Origin of the sequence: Rheinheimera soli (genome assembly GCF_021290985.1) — a bacterium.
Taxonomy (GTDB): Bacteria; Pseudomonadota; Gammaproteobacteria; order Enterobacterales; family Alteromonadaceae; genus Pararheinheimera; species Pararheinheimera soli.
The window spans coordinates 13725-30563 of sequence record NZ_JAJOYU010000011.1 but is presented as its reverse complement, the minus strand read 5'-3'; the positions used below and the strand labels follow the sequence as shown (position 1 = coordinate 30563).

General features: G+C 45.5%; 11 protein-coding genes. 3 read left to right on the top strand and 8 right to left on the bottom strand.

Annotation, left to right across the window (positions count from 1 at the left end; translation table 11 throughout):
* Nucleotides 1-18 precede the first annotated feature (18 nt).
* The 4 genes from nagP to nagK are packed head-to-tail and all read right to left on the bottom strand — an operon-like array spanning nucleotide 19 to nucleotide 4457.
* Nucleotides 19-1323 (bottom strand): N-acetylglucosamine MFS transporter NagP, encoded by a 1305-nt coding sequence (nagP, locus tag LSG37_RS09445; protein WP_233079641.1) that lies wholly within the window; start codon nucleotides 1321-1323, stop codon nucleotides 19-21.
* A gap of 58 nt (nucleotides 1324-1381) precedes the next feature.
* Complete coding sequence (gene nagA, locus LSG37_RS09440) at nucleotides 1382-2503, bottom strand: N-acetylglucosamine-6-phosphate deacetylase (RefSeq protein ID WP_233079640.1); 1122 nt, start codon at nucleotides 2501-2503, stop codon at nucleotides 1382-1384.
* Nucleotides 2504-2513: 10 nt separating this feature from the next.
* A complete protein-coding gene (gene nagB-II / locus LSG37_RS09435; protein WP_233079639.1) occupies nucleotides 2514-3515 on the bottom strand; it encodes a glucosamine-6-phosphate deaminase NagB-II in 1002 nt (333 codons plus the stop codon).
* 33 nt (nucleotides 3516-3548) lie between these two features.
* Nucleotides 3549-4457 (bottom strand): N-acetylglucosamine kinase, encoded by a 909-nt coding sequence (gene nagK, locus LSG37_RS09430; protein ID WP_233079638.1) that lies wholly within the window; start codon nucleotides 4455-4457, stop codon nucleotides 3549-3551.
* Nucleotides 4458-4816: 359 nt separating this feature from the next.
* Here nagK and LSG37_RS09425 point away from each other — a divergent pair, with 359 nt between their 5' ends.
* Entirely contained in the window at nucleotides 4817-7384 is a 2568-nt protein-coding gene (locus tag LSG37_RS09425; protein ID WP_233079637.1) for a beta-N-acetylhexosaminidase, read from the top strand.
* 74 nt (nucleotides 7385-7458) lie between these two features.
* Here the strand turns inward: LSG37_RS09425 and LSG37_RS09420 are convergent, their stop codons facing one another.
* The 3 genes from LSG37_RS09420 to LSG37_RS09410 all read right to left on the bottom strand — a co-directional run bounded on the left by LSG37_RS09420 (nucleotide 7459) and on the right by LSG37_RS09410 (nucleotide 12675).
* Nucleotides 7459-8427: a Gfo/Idh/MocA family protein gene (locus LSG37_RS09420; RefSeq protein WP_233079636.1), complete on the bottom strand. Its 969-nt coding sequence runs from the start codon at nucleotides 8425-8427 to the stop codon at nucleotides 7459-7461.
* A gap of 567 nt (nucleotides 8428-8994) precedes the next feature.
* Nucleotides 8995-9714 (bottom strand): SapC family protein, encoded by a 720-nt coding sequence (locus tag LSG37_RS09415; protein ID WP_233079635.1) that lies wholly within the window; start codon nucleotides 9712-9714, stop codon nucleotides 8995-8997.
* Nucleotides 9715-9963: 249 nt separating this feature from the next.
* Nucleotides 9964-12675 (bottom strand): TonB-dependent receptor, encoded by a 2712-nt coding sequence (locus tag LSG37_RS09410; protein WP_233079634.1) that lies wholly within the window; start codon nucleotides 12673-12675, stop codon nucleotides 9964-9966.
* Between the two features lie 484 nt (nucleotides 12676-13159).
* Between LSG37_RS09410 and LSG37_RS09405 the strand changes: the two genes are divergently transcribed.
* Nucleotides 13160-14188, top strand: coding sequence for a LacI family DNA-binding transcriptional regulator (locus LSG37_RS09405; RefSeq protein ID WP_233079633.1), 1029 nt, complete (start codon nucleotides 13160-13162; stop codon nucleotides 14186-14188).
* Between the two features lie 206 nt (nucleotides 14189-14394).
* On the opposite strand, the gene LSG37_RS09400 is transcribed toward LSG37_RS09405, so the two are convergent.
* The gene (locus LSG37_RS09400) at nucleotides 14395-15645 is read right to left on the bottom strand and encodes a DUF819 family protein (protein ID WP_233079632.1); all 1251 of its coding nucleotides are present in this window, start codon (nucleotides 15643-15645) and stop codon (nucleotides 14395-14397) included.
* A 403-nt stretch (nucleotides 15646-16048) separates the two neighbouring features.
* Here LSG37_RS09400 and LSG37_RS09395 point away from each other — a divergent pair, with 403 nt between their 5' ends.
* Nucleotides 16049-16798, top strand: a complete 750-nt coding sequence (locus LSG37_RS09395) for a 3-hydroxybutyrate dehydrogenase (protein ID WP_233079631.1) — start codon at nucleotides 16049-16051, stop codon at nucleotides 16796-16798.
* Nucleotides 16799-16839: the final 41 nt, after the last annotated feature.

Here is a 16839-nt window from a genome sequence, read left to right as displayed (position 1 = left end):
AAAGGCGCCTTTAATAAATTAAGAGCTTTTCCAACTGGTGAGCTTATGCCCCTTCAACGCATAAAACAGGATAAAGGCATAACAAGGCAACATCACCAGATACGCGCCCTGCTGCCCTAAGGCTGTGCCGCTGGCAAGACCCCAAAACAAAGGACCAAAAGCGCCGCCCGCAATACCCATAATGAGTAAAGCCGAACCAATACTGGTTAAAGTGCCAAGACCTGATAAAGCCAGAGGCCAGACCGCAGGCCAGACAATGGCATTGGCTAAGCCCAGAATAGCGATAAATAACAAGGCGTCTGGCAAAGCTGTGCCGCCAAAAGGCACCAGCAGCGCATTCGCTATCAGGTAAGAGTTGGTATCGCCAAAGACTATAGCCAGAGTTAAAACTAAACCTAAGACTGCAGAGACAGCCAAAGCTTTTTGCTGGGATAAAACACGAGGGATGAGAAGAATACCTAGGATATAGCCCACCACCATACAAGCCATAGTGTAAGACGTCATCACTGTGTAGCGTTCAACACCAAGCGACAACGCAAACAAACCTATGGTATCGCCTGCTATCACTTCAACTGCGACATAAACAAATAACGACAGTACACCCAGTACCAGCGCTGGTTTCGCCAAGACAGCTTTTAGCTGTTCAACACCTGTACCTGTGCCAGACTCTTTTTCCAGTTCAGGCAAAGGTGAGTATTTAACAGCTAAACCCAACAGACCTAAAAATGCAGCCAATCCTAAATAAGGAAACACCAGACTAGCAGCCATAGCGTCAATTTGTTCCGGGGTTAGCGCAGTATCTACAGGAGCGGTAAAGCCACTGACAATCAAGGCCGTAAACACCAAGGGAGCAACCACACCCGCAGTTTTATTCAGAATACCCATAATACTGATACGCACAGCAGCAGTTTCTTCAGGGCCAATTTTCACCACATAGGGATTCACCGCAGTTTGTAATAAGGTTTGACCTGCACCTATCACCAGCTGAGCCAGCAAAAACAAAGCGAAGGTTTGAGTTTGTGCAGCAGGAATATACAAAAGACCTGCCAGCATCATCACAGCCATACCCAATGCCATGCCATTTTTATAACCTACCTTGCGGATCAGCCAGGCTGATGGCAAAGCAGTAAAAGTAACGGAAATATAAAAGGAAAACAGCACCAGAGATGCCTGCAATGGAGTTAGTTGCAGCATTTGTTTCAAATACGGCATCAAAGAGCCATTAAGCCAGGTGGCAAAACCCAGTACAAAAAACAGCATGGCCACTATGACCATAGGCAAAACGCCACTACGCGCCTTGGGGGTATCGACTGTCATTTCCATAATTCCTTCCTGTTGCTTTAATAGTTATTATGTTGAATTTATTGGATAAATTTATTAGTTATCTGGTTTCGATAAAAGTCTGGCCTTCCAGCCAGCACTGCTGTACCAGTCCTTCATCATTCAGCAGAACCAGATCAGCTGCTGCCCCTGCTTTGATTTGTCCACGCTCGAGGCTGATGCCTAAAAACTCGGCTGGGTATAAAGATGCCATACGCACAGCTTCAGACAGTTCAAGGCCAAGCACCTTGACTGCATAAGACACAGCACTGGCCATATCCAGCACTGAACCCGCTAAGTTGCCGTTTAAATTGGTTAATTTATTGCCGTCACGTATGACTTTGCCGTCAAAAAAATCAAACTCGGTTTGACTGGTGCCCACAGGCGACATTGCATCTGTCACTATCAGCAGTTTGCCTTTTGGCTTAGCCGCTAAGGCCACTTTCACCGCCAGCGGGTGCACATGAAAGCCATCCAAAATAATGCCACACCAGCTGTGTGGATCGGCAAGCGCAGCACCCACCACACCAGGTTCACGCGAGGTTAAAGGCGACATCGCATTGTATAAGTGTGTAAATCCTGTAGCGCCTGCGGCCAAAGCAGCTTGCACTGTGGCTGCATCTGCGTTGCTGTGGCCTAAACAAACAATGACATCAGCTTTCACTAAATCTTTAATTTGTTCAGGACTAATGTTCTCAGGTGCCACTGTCACCAGTTTGATGCCCAGATCAGTACGGCGATAAATCGCCAGCTCAGCTGCTGATAAAGGCCGGATATGAGGTTCAGGGTGAACACCTTTTTTCGGCACAGACAAATGCGGGCCTTCAAAATGTACACCCAAAATACCAGACTCTTTGCTGGCAATAGCCTGAGCTATCACATCCGCAGCTTGTTGCATTACGGCAACTGAATCAGTGATCACTGTAGGCAAGAGTGCTGTGCTGCCAAACTGGGCATGGGCTTTGACCATAGTGCGCAATGCTTCAAGACTGGTATCGGTATTAAATAAAGCGCCACCGCCGCCATTCACCTGCACGTCGATAAAACCTGGCACCAGCGTACCTTGCAGTACGGCGCCATCAGCAGGTTGAATCGAATGAATACGGCCAGCGTCGATAGTTAAAGTTACATTCTGCTGCCAGTTCTGACCATCAAACAGTCGGGCTACTGAAATCTGTTGCATCACCACCTCATCAGACCGTTTTAGTCACTTTGTTCAGGCCTGGAGGTGCGTCCGGATTCACACCCCGACTGCGTGCTACAGCTTCAACATCCAGATAAAAACGCTGCAATAAAGCCAGTGGTAATACCCGTGGATTAGATAACAAATCAGCATGATGCAAATGCACAATACGAGCACCACGGCTACGTACTTCGGCAATTTGTGCCTGATGAGCCGCATTAGCTTCATCTGCTATGCTGACATCAACAATAGCGAACTGATCTTTGACTAAAGTCACAGGGCCATGCAGGAATTCGGCGCTGGAAAAAGCTTCAGCATGAATGCCACAGACTTCTTTGAGTTTTAGTGCAATTTCGCGGCTGATGGCATAACCAGGACCACGACCCAACACCACCAGATGCTTCACCCCTTCTAAGGATTGAGCTGTCAGTTGAGCAGGTAATTCGATAGCCCGTTCCAGTAATTCTGGCAGGCTAATTACGGCATCCTGTAACTGACTGTTGCCAGACCATGCGGCAACCAGCTGCAATAAAGCACTTAAAGTGGCTAAATAACTTTTTGTCGCTGCAACGGCTTTTTCAGCACCCACATTCAGAGGGATCACCTGATCGGCTTGTGCAGCTAAAGGTGAGCTCTCATCATTTACCAATGCAATGACCAGGGCACCAGCAGCTTTGGCCATAGCGACCTGAGCCAGAATATCCGGGCTTCTGCCTGATTGCGAAATCACCAGTACCAAAGCACCTGTTAAATCCAGCTGTTTGTTGTAGACGCTGGCAATAGAAGGAGCAGCAGCAGCAACAGGTAAACCTATTTCAATCTCAATCAGATACTTGGCAAACACGCCGGCATGATCGGATGAACCACGACCTACCATATAGACATAACGTGGCTGTTTTTGTTTGATCAACGTCACTATGTCGGCAATACGACTGGCATTGGCAGCTAATTGTTCACGGATCCGGCTTGGTGCTTCCGCAGCTTCCTGCGCCATAATAGTTCGGGTCATCATTGGGTTACTCACTGCTTAAAGTTAAGAGATTTATTACGAAATACGTTGAGCTTTTTGCTGGCGCTGTTTAGCAAACCAGACTGCACCAAATTCTGGCGCTTCTATCGCAGGCGTGACTTTTTGTTGTACTTCGCCAGCCAGATAAGGTTGTAACTTGTGCGCCAAACCACCAATTAACGACAAACGGGGTGGATGAATAACTAATAAACGTTGGGCTATAGCGCTGATATGAGCCGCAGCTTGCTGCACTATTTGCTGCGCCAAAACATCGCCCTGTTCTGCGGCAGTAAATACCAGAGGCGCATATTTGGCATAAGTAGTGGGAGTAGCGTGCATAAAGAAATCAACCAGAGCCAGGGTCTGACTGAGCTTTAATTCATGGCATAACAAATCAGTCAGCAGCGTTTGCGGACCTAATAAATCTTTGGCTAACAGCACATGGTGTACCATTTGTAAGCCTATCCAGGCCCCGCTGCCGTTATCGCCATAAGGAAAACCGTGGCCGCCCACTTCAATCAGTTGGCCTTTAACATCAGCCAAACCGCAAGAGCCGGTGCCGGCAATAATCACAGCACCATCACCGCCCTGATGAGCACCAATACAAGCCACATGCAAATCGCTGGTCAAATGCAATTGCGCAAACGGATGCTGCCATTCTGAAAAAATACGATAGTATTCAGGCATATTGACGCCGGCCAAACCGGCACCCACAACAAGTTTCGACATATCTTTAAAAGCCATGCCAGCACAAGTCAAAGCTTGTTGGGTAGCGGCCAGAATAGAGTCGGTTGCGACTTTCATGCCACGTAACGGATTGGCAGGGCCTGATAAGCCCTCACCTATTACCTGATTGTCTTCTGTGACTATGATGACCCGACATTTGCTGCCTCCACCATCTACACCTAAATAAAACGGGCCATCATAGCCTACTGCTGTAGTCATCCTACCAACCTCGTTGCATTGTCTGCTGGTCAGCTTTAATCCGGTCCGATTAAGCTTTCACCTGTTGCTGCCCATTATTTCATCAAAAATCGAATTGACAGCGTTGTCATTTTTTCAATTCAGCATATAATAATTTTGACAAATAACAAGACCCTTGTTTAAAAATCGAGCTTAATTTTTCAAAAGAAACAGAAAAAATAATATTATTACTTTTAAGATCAATAAATTAGAAGAGGTCCATCTTGTCATTGTTCTGTCACTTTGCGCGTCGAAAAGACGCCGGATGCCAGAGTCATTTACATAAAACCCATCAGGGAATAACCCGCGGTACAGTGTACCGCTGTTTAGGGGAGCGCACGATGAAGTATTTTTTACTACTATGGCTTTGTATTAGTTACCTTTTTAGCGGACAAGTTCAGGCTTATACTCAGGCTCAGCTGGCAGAATTTGCCAAAAATACTGAATTAAAATTTGCGGTCAAAAGCAATTTTACTTCAGCTACTGAGCCAAAAAGTCAGGTCGAACTGGTTCTGACTAATAAGTCATCTCAGGCTCTGAGTGCAGGAACGGGTAACTGGGTACTGTATTTTCATGCCATCCGAAAACAGGAAGGCTCAGAGCTGCAGGGTTTGATACTGCAGCATGTGCAAGGTGACTTACATAGCCTGAGCCCTGGTAAAGACTTTAAAGGTTTAAAGCCGGGTGAACAGTTACGCCTTAGGTTTTCTCCATCTTCTTTTATGGTCAGTTACAGCGACTGGATGCCTCGTGCATTTATTACCGCCAAGGGCTTAAAACCGCAAATATTTGCCAATACAGACACTGAAGATTTCAGCCGTTTTGTTGAACCTTATACCAGACCAGAACAGTTGCAGCGTTTTAATAACCCATCGCCAGATTTATACCCTGTAGCCACCAGCCAAAGTCGTTTTGTGGCGAATCAACAGCAACTATCAGCTTTTAAAAAACCAGAACAGCTGTCTGTGGTCCCCAGCCCACAACAAATCAGCTATCAGCGCGGTCAAACCAGGCTAAACGCCGATTGGCTGATTTATCACAGTGGCCGTTTAACTTCTGAAGCAACTTATTTGCAGCAACAACTGCAGAAAATCTCTGGCTTATCACTAAGTTTAACCACCAAGGCGCCAGCCAAAAATCAGCCTCATATAGCCTTAACTGTTCAGGCGGCGAAAGACAAAGCTGAAGGTTATCAGTTGGTGATCGACGATAAACAAATTAGCTTAACTGGCAATGACAACGCTGGAGCTTTTTATGCAGTGCAAAGCTTGCTGGCCTTGCTGCCGGTAGAAGGTGAACGCGCTGTTTTGCCTAATCTGACTATCAGCGACTGGCCACGTTTTGGCTGGCGTGGTTTGCATTACGATATGGCGCGTAATTTCCATGGTAAAGAAGTGACTTTACGCATGATCGATCAGTTAGCGCGTTATAAGCTGAATAAACTGCACCTGCATTTAACCGAAGATGAAGGCTGGCGCATCGAAATTCCTGGCTTGCCTGAACTGACTCAAATCGGAGCAAATCGCTGTTTTGATTTATCCGAACGTAACTGCCTGCTGACTCAGTTGGGTACAGGCCCTTTTACATCAGGCAACGGTAATGGTTATTACAGCACGGCAGACTTTATTGAGATCTTAAAATACGCAGCAGAGCGTCATATCGAAATCATTCCGGAAATTGATATGCCAGGCCATGCCAGAGCTGCGGTAAAAGCTATGCAGGTCCGCTATCTGACGCTGAAAGAGCAAGGTAAAGAAGCTGAAGCGACACAGTATTTGTTGTCAGATCCGCTGGATCAGTCGAAATACATGACGGTGCAAAACTATACAGATAACTCTATTAATGTCTGCCTGCCTTCCACTTATGCTTTTGTAGACAAAGTCATTTATGAGCTGCAGCAAATGTATCGTCAGGCCGGTTTAAAACTCAGCACCTTTCATATGGGCGGGGATGAAACTGGTGCAGGTTCATGGACAGCTTCTCCCGCCTGCGCCCAACTGATAGCCACACCAGACAATGGCGTAGCAGGTGTTGCCGATTTAAAACCTTATTTTGTGGCTAAAGTAGCGCAGCTGGCAGCCAACAGACAGCTAACCTTAGGTGGCTGGGAAGATGGTTTAATGTATGACGCTAAAAATCCCTTTAACCGTCAGCAATTTGCCAACGAAAATGTGTATGCCAATGTCTGGGATAATATCTGGGAATGGGGTGTAGGTGATCGCGCCCACCGTTTAGCCAATGCTGGTTATCAGGTGGTGTTGTCCCACGGTACCCATTTGTATTTTGACCACCCTTATGAAGCGCATCCAGAAGAACGCGGTTACTACTGGGCGGCCCGTTTTACTGATGTGGCTAAGGTCTTTGGTTATATGCCGGATCACTTATACGCCAATGCCGATAAAACGCGTGAAGGCCAGGTGATTGAGAATTTGGAAGTTTTGTTAGGTCAGGAACTGCCAGCCTTAGAAAAACCAGAAAATATTCTTGGTATTCAGGGCCAGATCTGGACTGAAACGATAAGGACTGCAGAGCAACTAGAACAAATGCTCTATCCACGCTTGCTAGCATTGGCTGAACGAGCCTGGCACAAAGCAGAGTGGGAAGCTGAAAAGCCGGACACAAAAGCCAGACAACAAGACTGGCAACGTTTTGGCTGGACTTTAACTCAAAAGGAATTGCCGCGTTTAGCAGAAGCTGGTGTAGCTTTGTATCTGCCGCCACCAGGTGCAGTGCTGCAGGATGGCTTATTACTGGCCAATAGTGCATGGCCAGGCTTAGTGGTTGAATACAGTGAAGATCAGGGCCAAAACTGGTTACCTTACACTGAAGCTGTAAAAGTCAGCCCTAACTTACTGCTGCGAACCAAAGCCAAAAATGGTGCTACCAGCAGAGTGACGAAGCTGGATTAGCCGTCTGAAAAAAGGGGGGGGGTCAGATCACATTGTTAACAGTTAACAGTTAACAGTATGATCTGACCACAATTTTAGTTTTTTAACACCTGCTCCATCATCCAGCTGGTTTTTAGCGCCGTTTTTCCTGTAGAAGGGTGACCGGTGCCATGCAGCAAATCCTGCACCATAGCCTGAATATGGTAAAACTGGATATTTTCCGGATGCGGTATGTCCAGACTTAACTGCTGCTCTGTGCTAAACAACTGCACAGGCTCATGCTCAAATACCGAAAACTCAATCCGGCCTTTGCTGCCATAAATGACTACTTTATCGTTGCGCTCAGATGCGGCAAAGTTCCAAAAACCAGTACCTAAACAACCCGACTGAAATTGCCAGACCGCAGCCACTGCATCTTCTGCAGCATAAAGCTTTTGCTGATTGGTATTGATCCCATGCACAGTGGATACATCACCCAGCAGATAGAGTAATAAATCCAGGCCATGACTAGCTAAATCAATAAAATAACCACCACCAGCTTTTGCCGGATCGGTGCGCCAGTTATATTGCCCGGTCAAATCAGCCGTATTAGGAGTGCGGCTGAAACTCCATTGCACCTGACGGGGAGTCCCAATCAGGCCCTGCTCCAGCCATTCTTTGATTTGTAAAAAACGAGGCAAAGAACGACGGTAATAAGCCACATACAAAGGCAATTTTTTTTGTTCAAAAACCTGAGTCATTTCAATACATTCTGCAGTATTTAGAGCCATAGGTTTTTCAACACAACAAATTTTCCCTGCAGCTGCCACCAGCAAAGCATAGTCTTTGTGGCTATCTGGTGGAGTGGCAATATACACGGCATCCACTTCTGGGTCGTTAATCAACTGCTGTGCATCGCTATACCAGCGGGCTACCTGATGACGCTTGGCATAATCTTCAGCCTTGGCCGCATCGCGACGCATCACAGCAACCAGACTGGAATGCCCTGCTTTATTAAAAGCCGGACCACTTTTTAATTCAGTGACATTGCCACAACCAATAATACCCCAACGGATTTGTTTCATCTTTGCCTGTCCTTTACTGCGTTTAAGGCACTTTAAAGAAGCCATTGACCTATTTCCAGTATTACTGAGCCCGGCCCGAGACTTAATAGAAATAAGGCCGCAGAACTACAGCTTAACTGCCACGATCCAGATGCCCAAAAAAAAGAGGATACTGCAGGCAGTATCCTCAAAGATCCCTTGGATAAGGATTGGCAAATAAAACACAACCTCCATGTCTGCTGGTGAACCCTGCTGACCAACTACCAATCAACAGGACTCTGACGAGGGAGAAAACAACAATCAGACCCCAGCTAACTTCTGATTGCTTCGTTACTTACAACTTGTTGCCGCCAGACAAAGGCTACATAAAAGTAACAATCCACCACAATGACAACGCTGTCATAACCATATTAGTGTTTTTTTTCGCCAAATCAAGTGTTTTTCGTACTAAAACAGCATGAATATAAAAAAGCTGAAGTGCAGGTAAAAACGAAAATACTCAAAGGGTATAAAGAAAGCAGAAGTTAGAGGTATACCAGGCTAAAACAAGGCAGCACTTGCTGTGCTGCCTTGTTAATACTATAGGGATCAGGCTGCGGTAGTGGCAACTTTGCTAGCACGTTCACCCAAACGCTGCACTTGCTGCAATGACATTAAATGCGCATAAATTGCAGGCATCAGACCACGTTTGTTTAAATCCAGTAACTGCTCGTCAGACAATGAATTTAATTTTTTCTCGTCGACAATATAGATGCCGGATATTTCCCGAGGCTGGCCTTCACGCGTGATGGTTAAAGTCTGAGGGATAAGCAGGTCCATATCCGCTAACACTTTGTTAAACGCTCTGGTGCTTTGAGATTGCATAAAAAACTCACGCATCGACTCAACACGGGATTTAAGGAAGTCAGATTCAGTGCCGTCTTCGTTAAACAGAGCATGACCTGTTTCAGTGTTAACCATATGGCTGGATTCAACCAGAGCAACAACCAGCTGGCCTTCTTTGCTTGGATCATCGGCCAGAATTAACGGGTGGTTCCACAGCACTCTTGGCACATAAAAACCCTGCCACCGGCCCTCTGTCACCATCAGGTTCTCACCTGTTTTCAGTCCAAGCATAGCCACAACGTCGAAACGCTCTGATGCAGGATCTTTAATAAAAACAATCGGCATTTCCGCGCCGATACGAACGAATTCCTGAACTACTACAGGCAGAATATGCTGCTCTTGTGCAAAGGTGAACGCCTTGGCAGTGTTGATTTTGGTTTGTGCATGTTTTTCTTTTTGTAGCGGAGCAATTTGCAGTGACATGAATAATACCTTTTACATCATTAACGAATCTAACCCTGTTCTGGGTTACCGACTAATTTACAGCAGACTGATGTATGCTAAATTTAGCCCTCAACTTACCCCAGTTTGGGCTTTGAAACCAGAGGAAAAGCAGAATTTTTCCAGTCTTTTACAGCCAGATTAACTATGTGATGAGCAGATATTTTATTTTTGTAGCGGGTAAAAAAAACGGCATATCAATCTATGCCGTTTTCTCCATTCACACACTGATTAGAATCTTAAATTCGCACCCAGAGTAAATCTGCGGCCATTCTTGTAGATAGAAGTTGGACGTTCTTTATCAATATGATACTGATACATTTCTTCGTCCAGCAGGTTTACTGCTTCAAATACAAACTGCACATATTCGTTCATATCGTAAGTTAAGCTGGCGTCTACCTGACCAAAACTATCGGTGTAGGATTCTGATCCAAACTCGCTCAGTCCGTTGTAGAACTCAGTACGGTAGTTGTAGCTAACACGGGCGCTGAACAGGTCATTTTCATAGTAACCAGTTAAGTTAGCCATGTGCTTAGAGCTACCAATAATCAAACCAGAACCCGGATTATTCACTGCATCACGAGCCTGATCACTGTCAGAATCAGTGTAGGTATAGTTGGTAATAACACCAAAATCACCTATGGCTTGCTGATAAGACAACTCTAAACCCTGAGCTGTACCACCTAAACCATTAGCTGGCTCAGTGATAGCAACCTGCACGTCTACATCATTGATCTCGTCATACACAGTTTCCATAGTCACAGTATTAAGCACCGAACCCTTGATATCTTTATGGAAGAAGGTTGCTGCTAATAGCGAGCTTGGATTGAAGTACCACTCATAGGCGACATCAAACTGATTTGCGCGTACCGGGTCAAGCATTGGGTTACCACGGCTACCTGTCAAAGTCACAGTGTTAGTGGATTGCTGGTTGGCAATATTCACATAATCAGGACGTGACATAACACGGGCAGCTGAGAAACGTAACAGCGTGTCTTCAGCTACATCAAACACTATATTCAGGTTTGGCAGTATATCGGTGTATTCGTGATCCACTGTCGCATAACGAACATTCCAGTTGCCTTCATTAGCCGCATCAACTGCGCCAGCTAATAAGTTATAGCCATCCAGCATAGAAATAGAGGCCGCAACCCAGTCACCATCCCAATTGTAACCAGAAGATTCAACCTGAGTTTTCACCAAACGTACGCCCATATCGCCACGTACACCATCACCGGAGAAGTCGCCCTTAATGTAACCGGCCCATATCTTCTCGTTTACTTCCCAGGTGTTAGGTAAAAACAGGAAACGTGCCGTTGGTGAACCATAGGCCTCTGCCGGGAAAGCAATGCTGGCAGAGTTGGCTCGATTCATCAGGGGGTAATAGGCATAACTGTCTCCACCGGCAAAATCTGCAAAGGTGTATTGACCTAACACCTGATTAGCCCAGTTGGTTTCACCTGGTTTTAAAGTTCCATATGGACCATTGACCGGGTCAACATGTTGAGCGTCTGAACTCCAGTGGAAACGAATACCATCCTGCTTTTGAGCTTTCGTATGGTCCTGATAAAACACACCGGTTTTGATGGTGTTAAACAGACCATGATCAACATCAAAAGAATAATCCAGGCCAGCGTAGTCTTCTTTATCCGTCATAACACGGGAGCCTTCCTGCATCCAGTCCAGTGTACGGCCAAGAATGTCATCCTGGGTTTCAAGATTACCCGCAGTCACATAGTTCGACAGATTTAAACCTGAATCATAACTGGACGTCACATAAGTGCCGTTAAACTGATGATATCTGTCACGCGAAGTTCCGCCTTCGGCCTCAGTGGTACCTAACTTACCGGTAATTTTGCTACCGCTATCCAGCGTATGGTTGATCTCAAAATCATAAGACTGAGCATCGCTGTAAGAAATACGGTCTATGATTGCAAACTCGGAACCAACATTGTTTGCAGTACCTGACACTATACCGCTACCTCTGATAACAGCTGAATCTTCCACAAAACCTGAATTGTAAAACGTATACAAATTGTGGTTGATGTTGTTCGCGTCTAAGGTGGTATCCAGCACGTTCAGCACTATGTCGGTTTGATCTGACGGACGCCATTGCACTGAAACTAAACCTGTTTCACGCTCACGCTCCTGCTGGAAAAAAGCATCGCCAATAATGCGTGGAGCCCAATAGTCCTCGCCATCCACTTCCTGACGGCCAAAACCTAAAACTTCTTTACCTTCACGGGCCAAAGTACGGTCTTGTTTAGTTAATGACACCAGAATACCGAAGTTTTCATCGTCATTTTTCCAGGAATAAAGACCAGATAACTGAGGATCCCACTCTTCAGATACATCGCTGTACTGATTCTGCACTTGGAGTGAAACAGTATTAGCGTCTAAATCCAATGGCTTACGGGTTTTCAGGTACACTGTACCGCCCAGAGAACCTTCCTGGATATCAGCTTGAGGTGACTTGTAAACTTCTAAATCAGAAACAAGGTTTGAAGGTAATAATGTGAAGTTAAAAGCACGTGATGGATTATCCAATACAAACCAATCAGCGGAGGCGACTGAAGCGCCATTTAATAAAGTGCGGTTTTGCGCTGGATCTGTGCCACGAACTGCAATTTTTTCGCCTTCACCAAAGCCACGAGTCACAGATACACCTGTAATACGTGACAAAGACTCTGCAACGTTTTTATCCGGAAATTTACCTATATCTTCGGCGGTCACAACATCAACTACAGCGCCAGAAAAACGTTTGGCATTGATATTGGCTTCCTGCGAAGCACGAATACCGCGAATTTCAATAACTTCTACTTTTTCTTCTTGTGCAACCTGAGCCTGATCCTGAGCTAAAACCGGCAGTGCGCAAGTTGCAACACCGATCAACAAACTCATTTTTACGGCCTGAGCACACTTATTCATTTTATTGTGCAGCATAAGCTTCTCTCCCATTCCTGATTTTTTTTGTGCGATGATTTTATTGTCCTGAAACAACAGGTTTTCATGATTCCATCATGACAACGCTGTCATTGAAATTTAACATACACAAAAAAAATCAGCTTTGCAAACTCCTTTAGATGAAAATTTAAACGAATTTCAAAAGTCAGAAATGTCCCGTTAGAACTGTTTTTTATAACGAACTGTTCAGCCCATCCTCTGCGCCCTAGAAAACAGCTAACGTATCTACATGATTAATATCAATAAATTTAAAAATTATTTTAGCACAAATAAAAAAGAACATTTTTTGAGCAAAAAAGCTGGAATAAATGTTTGCCGTTTCAGCAAAAAAGAGTTATCCCTTAACTTAATATTTGTTACAAAATGACCAGCGCTGTCATAAAGTTAGCTGGTTCGGTACAAAAATTAGCTTATTTATTTTCAGCATAACGCCATTTGGTGTTGTGCTTTTTGGGATCCAGCAATGAAAGTGACCATTCATGACGTAGCCGCCAGAGCCGGTGTGTCAATCAAGACAGTGTCGCGGGTGATGAACAACGAGCCGTCGGTAAAACAAGCGACGATCGATAAAGTGAATCAGGCGATGCAAGAGCTGCATTATCAGCCAAGCGCTGCTGCCCGTAATCTTGCCAGTACCAAGTCGTACAGCATAGGCTACATCTACGACAATCCAAATGCCTATTATGTGATTGATATGCAACGAGGCTTGTTGGATGCGTGCCGCCGTCACGGTTATGAATTGCTGATCCATCCAACCAATGCAAAATCACCAGGCATAGTGCAGGAAGTTATTGATCTCGTTCAGCATTCCAGACTGGCAGGTTTAGTATTAACGCCACCATTTTCCGAAATGCCTGAAATAGCTGAAGCACTAAGCAGCATCAATGTTGATTTTGTCCGTATTATTTCCGGTTCTACGCCATCCCCCAAGCAAACCAACTGTGTATTAGTCGACGATTTCACGGCGGCATTCAAAATCACCAATCATCTGCTAGAGCTGGGTCATAGTCAGATCGCGTTTTTATGTGGAGATGACGAACACAGTTCAAGTGGCGAACGTCTGGCAGGCTTTAAAGCGGCATTAACCAAAAGAGGCATCAACGCCAATCCGAAGTTTATTGTGCCTGGCAGCTATTCGTTTGAATCCGGCGTAAAAGGTGCGACTCAGTTGCTGGCATTGCCAAACAAGCCAACAGCTATTTTTGCCTGTAACGATGAAATTGCAGCAGGTGCTTTATTCAGTGCGCGTTTGCAGCATATTGAAATTCCGCAACAGCTTTCTATAGTTGGTTTTGAAAATAGCCCGTTCTCGCGGCAAACCTGGCCACCACTGACGACAGCGCACCAACCAAACAGCACCATAGCGCAAAGTGCAGCAGAATTATTGTTTAAACACACCAGACCAGGTAACCATAGCCAGACTGAAGACCAGCCTGTGTTTATCCCCGAGCTTTTGGTACGGGAATCTACAGCTGTGGTCGCCAGCGAATAAAAACATTGCCCGTAGTAATGCTTAACAATGCGGAGCGTTGGCCCTTTAGGGAGAGCTCCATGGATGGCGGCGAATAAAAACATTGCCCGGAGTAATGCTTAACAATGCGGAGCGTTGGCCCTTTTAGGGAGAGCGCCATGGATGGCTGCGAATAATCACATAAAACAATAAAAATGGGGTCAATCTGACCCCATTTTTATTTCTGTTTAAGGCGCAACCATTTGCAGTAATATACCTGTGAGGTAGCCACCATAAGTACCCAGCGCATAGCCAAATACCGCCAGCAATACGCCAACAGGAGCTAAAGCCGGGTGGAAAGCAGCGGCAACTATAGGAGCTGAAGCAGCGCCACCTACGTTCGCCTGACTGCCGACGGCCATATAAAACAGCGGAGCTTTAATCAGTCGGGCGACAAAAATCAATAAAGCTGCATGGAAGCTCATCCAGATAATACCCACCACAAACATCACCGGATAATCCAGAATAGCAGTCACATCCATATGCATGCCTATGGTAGCAACCAGAATATATAAAAAGGCAGAGCCTAATTTTGAGGCACCTACCGATTCCAGGTTGCGGGCTTTCGTGGTAGACAATAACAAACCAAAAGTAGTGGCCAGCAATACCAGCCAGAAAAACACGCTGTCCAAGCTGTACATTTCAAGTGCTGGTGCATTCGCACCAATCCATGGAGCTATCCAGTCTGCCAGCAGATGTGACAAACCAGTGACACCAAAAGCCACGGCCATCAGTTTCATTAAATCGGACAAACTTGGATTACGGGAGTTCTCAGCCTGATACTTTTCAATTTTCAGTTTTAACGCTTCAATACCGGAAGTATCTGCGCCATTGGCTTTATCGAAACGCGCTGAATTGCTGGCCATCCACAATAAGACTGCCATCCAGATATTTGCCACTATCACATCGACAGTGATCATTACTGAGAAGATAGGCCCACCCACTTCAAATACTTCTTTCATGGCGGCCTGATTAGCACCACCACCAATCCAGCTGCCTGCAACAGTGGTCATGCCACGCCAAATCGCATTTTCGCCCTCTCCGCCTACAGCTTCAGGAGCAAAACTTCCGACCAGAGCCAAAGCCAAAGGGCCGCCAATAATGATACCGGCAGTGCCTGTTAAAAACATAATCAAAGCTTTAGGCCCTAAACCTAAAATAGCTTTAAAATCAATACTTAAAGTTAACAACACTAAACTGGCTGGCAATAAATAACGTGATGCCATTTTGTATAATTCAGATTTATCACCGTCTATCACTCCAAAACTGTTAAACAGCGAAGGGATGAAATAACACAGTAATAATGCAGGCACATATTTGTAAAAGCCTTGGCAATATTTATTGCTGCTTTGGCTGGTATGAAATACCAGGCCCAGGATCACTGCCAGTAATCCCAGTACCACAGCATCATTGGTAATTAATGCAGTTGATTGTTCCATGATTTTTCCTCGGTTATCCCCGTCCTAATTGAAGCTGCGGTCTTGCTGGCGTGTTGCCGCACTGCAATTCCAATTACTTTGGGTATAGCGCTGGTGATGTGTAGTAAATGGCTATTATTTTCAGCTTTAACGCTATTTATTTGTGATAACAGACAAAAACATCAGTTATCCATGCCATTCCACCAACAGAACTTTGTAGTTATTTTTTACGTGACGACTAAATCTATCACAGCAGGCGGGACGGTCAAAACAAAGTTGCTTGCTATGCCATAGTTCAGCAAAAAATAACGACTAAATCCCCTCACACACAAAATTGCCCGGCTATAGCACTAAAGTACCGTTGTGGTTAAAAATCAAAACTCTTAACCTGCCAAACAGAACAATTTTGGCGGCGGAGTTGACAATGAATGTACTGATCACAGGTGGCACAGGTGGTATTGGGTTTGCGGTAGCTGAACATTTTGGTGCTATGGGCCATCATGTCATTCTGGCTGATATCAACGCAGCCCAGTTAGAAATCCGCCAGCAAGAATTAACAGCGGCAGGCTATAAAGCGAGTAGCATACTGCTGAATTTAACAGACCAAAGCTCCATAGAAGCCTGCGCACAAGCTTATCAAATCGATATTCTGATCAATAATGCCGGAGTGCAGCATGTAGCACGGCTGGAAGACTTTCCTGAAGAAAAATGGCAACAACTGCTACAGGTGATGCTGACAGGCCCGGCTATGCTGACCAAAGCTGTATTACCCCGTATGCAACAGCAAGGTTTTGGCCGGGTGATTAATATAGGGTCTATCCATGCGCTGGTGGCATCGCCTTTTAAATCCGCTTATGTGGCAGCCAAACATGGCTTATTGGGCTTTAGCAAAGTGGTCGCGTTAGAGAATGCCAACTTTGATTTCACTATTAATACCATTTGCCCTGCTTATGTGCGCACGCCTTTGGTTGATCAGCAAATAGCAGCTCAGAGCAAAGAACATAACCTGACCGAACAACAGGTGATCGACCAAATCATGCTGGCACCCATGCCACAAAAGGCTTTTATTGGTGTGGACGAAATTGCCAGCACAGCAGCTTTTTTATGCGAACCTGCGGCGCGACATATTACCGCTCAAACCCTGGTACTGGATGGTGGCTGGACGGCACGATAAATGCGCCTCTGCAAAAATATAAAGGTGTAAAAAAGCGCAAA

What these genes read in the sequence shown, in the direction of transcription:
- LSG37_RS09420 (WP_233079636.1), bottom strand. Translation starts at nt 8,427, where the DNA reads ATGAAACAAATCCGTTGGGGTATTATTGGTTGTGGCAATGTCACTGAA.
- LSG37_RS09415 (WP_233079635.1), bottom strand. Translation starts at nt 9,714, where the DNA reads ATGTCACTGCAAATTGCTCCGCTACAAAAAGAAAAACATGCACAAACC.
- LSG37_RS09395 (WP_233079631.1), top strand. Translation starts at nt 16,049, where the DNA reads ATGAATGTACTGATCACAGGTGGCACAGGTGGTATTGGGTTTGCGGTA.
- LSG37_RS09405 (WP_233079633.1), top strand. Translation starts at nt 13,160, where the DNA reads ATGAAAGTGACCATTCATGACGTAGCCGCCAGAGCCGGTGTGTCAATC.
- LSG37_RS09410 (WP_233079634.1), bottom strand. Translation starts at nt 12,675, where the DNA reads ATGCTGCACAATAAAATGAATAAGTGTGCTCAGGCCGTAAAAATGAGT.
- nagA (WP_233079640.1), bottom strand. Translation starts at nt 2,503, where the DNA reads ATGCAACAGATTTCAGTAGCCCGACTGTTTGATGGTCAGAACTGGCAG.
- LSG37_RS09425 (WP_233079637.1), top strand. Translation starts at nt 4,817, where the DNA reads ATGAAGTATTTTTTACTACTATGGCTTTGTATTAGTTACCTTTTTAGC.
- nagK (WP_233079638.1), bottom strand. Translation starts at nt 4,457, where the DNA reads ATGACTACAGCAGTAGGCTATGATGGCCCGTTTTATTTAGGTGTAGAT.
- nagP (WP_233079641.1), bottom strand. Translation starts at nt 1,323, where the DNA reads ATGGAAATGACAGTCGATACCCCCAAGGCGCGTAGTGGCGTTTTGCCT.
- LSG37_RS09400 (WP_233079632.1), bottom strand. Translation starts at nt 15,645, where the DNA reads ATGGAACAATCAACTGCATTAATTACCAATGATGCTGTGGTACTGGGA.
- nagB-II (WP_233079639.1), bottom strand. Translation starts at nt 3,515, where the DNA reads ATGATGACCCGAACTATTATGGCGCAGGAAGCTGCGGAAGCACCAAGC.